This window comes from Quyinboa ferrireducens (genome assembly GCF_042436675.1).
Classification (GTDB): Bacteria; Bacteroidota; Bacteroidia; order Bacteroidales; family UBA5342; genus JBHJHP01.
Genome location: NZ_JBHMVA010000062.1, coordinates 1 through 1,497, shown reverse-complemented (window position 1 = coordinate 1,497; position 1,497 = coordinate 1). Strand labels below are relative to the sequence as shown.

The 1,497-nt window shown below is 33.7% G+C and carries 1 protein-coding gene; it reads right to left on the bottom strand.

The window, feature by feature from the left end:
• Positions 1–730: 730 nt before the first annotated feature.
• Positions 731–1,285 carry a hypothetical protein gene (locus ACE01N_RS20390; RefSeq protein ID WP_380592907.1) on the bottom strand — a complete coding sequence of 185 codons (555 nt, stop codon included), beginning with the start codon at positions 1,283–1,285 and terminating at the stop codon, positions 731–733.
• Positions 1,286–1,497: the final 212 nt, after the last annotated feature.

Here is a 1,497-nt window from a genome sequence, read left to right as displayed (position 1 = left end):
TTCGCAAGATTTCTTCTGGAATCAATATTTGTTATGAATTGTCGATGCAAATTGGTCATCTTAAAATTAGCTACAACGGCCCGCAGCTATGTTGCGTGCCGCATCCGTACCTTTATGTTTGTTGATTTTCACGATGTTCAAATATACAATTTCTTGTCTTGATGACCGCTAAGCGCGGCATGCAATATAGGTGCTGTTATAGGGCGTTTTGTTTTTCCATGTTAATTTGTCGGAGAACAGAAATTCAAATCTTGACCGGAATGAAGAAAGGTAGGGAACAAATTCATTCTTTGAAATTTTAATATGTCCAGGAATTTTCATTTCTAAAATTTACTCTAAATCTACCGAATTATTAAAACATTCATTTGTCGCGAAGTAGAATTTTTACGTTGTGACCTTTATCTCAGTCTTCTCAATATGCTAAAAAGTCGAAATCCATTTCTCTTAATTCTCATTTTACAATTCAGTCCAAATATCAATTTTAATCAATGAACCAGATATTCAAAATTTAAATTTCAGAACTCGTAGCGATGGGTTGTCCGAATTGATAATTCATTTTGTTTTTGTCCCTCTTAAATGCCCTATAACGTTCCCGCGGTATGGTGTCGTGGCAGTTTCTGTCCGATAGGATAGGAACTGTCAGGACGAAAGGAGCCGGCTGCGAACGTTGAAATATTTTGTTTAAAAGTACTGCCATGCACTATGACCGCGTGTTGTGTGCTGCCATTTCTTATATTGGTCCATTTATTATTAATTCAATTACTTTCTTTTCAGTGAGATTAAACCATAGTGAAAAATAATTTGCTCCACCTCCTAAAACCATCCTAACGTTATTATCAGGCACTATTAATTTCTCTTTCGATTTGTAAAAATTAATATAAAGGCACTTATTACTTAAGGAGTCAATAAAACCAATATATTGTCTATTATAATTTGCCAACTCCTTTAAAATATAATCAATATTAGATTTCTGATAGTCATTCTTTGGTCGGTAATTTCCCAAAATGCTAAATAAACTTTGTTCAAAATCAACAATTTCTTTTGTGGTAGGAGTCCATTTTTTTATTTCATTTATATTAATATATTCAATCGGTTTTTTTAATAATTTTCCTGATTTGTCGGGACTTATGTCAATATTATAGTTTTCTTGAAATAGAGTTCCTTGATAGTCCTCTCCTGAAATCAAAATGCATGAATCAAGTTGGGCAAAAACATTATTTAAATTCCAACTAAGAAGGATAATTAAAAAACAATATTTAGAAAGTTTCTTCATCTTCTTTTTCATGGTTGCACACAACGTTCCCGCGGTATGGTGTCGTGGCAGTTTCTTTCACCCGTGAAAGGAACTGTCAGGACGAAAGGCGTTTGCAGCGAACGTTGAAATATTTTGTTTAAAAGTACTGCCATGCACTATGACCGTGTGTTGTACCCAGTTTTTTATTTTCATATTGGATCTCCATCAGTCCAGATTAACCAATTATTCCCAATTCCATAAAT

Bases quoted from the DNA above. Each gene is read 5' to 3' on its own strand.
- ACE01N_RS20390 (WP_380592907.1), bottom strand. From the start codon at position 1,285: ATGAAAAAGAAGATGAAGAAACTTTCTAAATATTGTTTTTTAATTATC.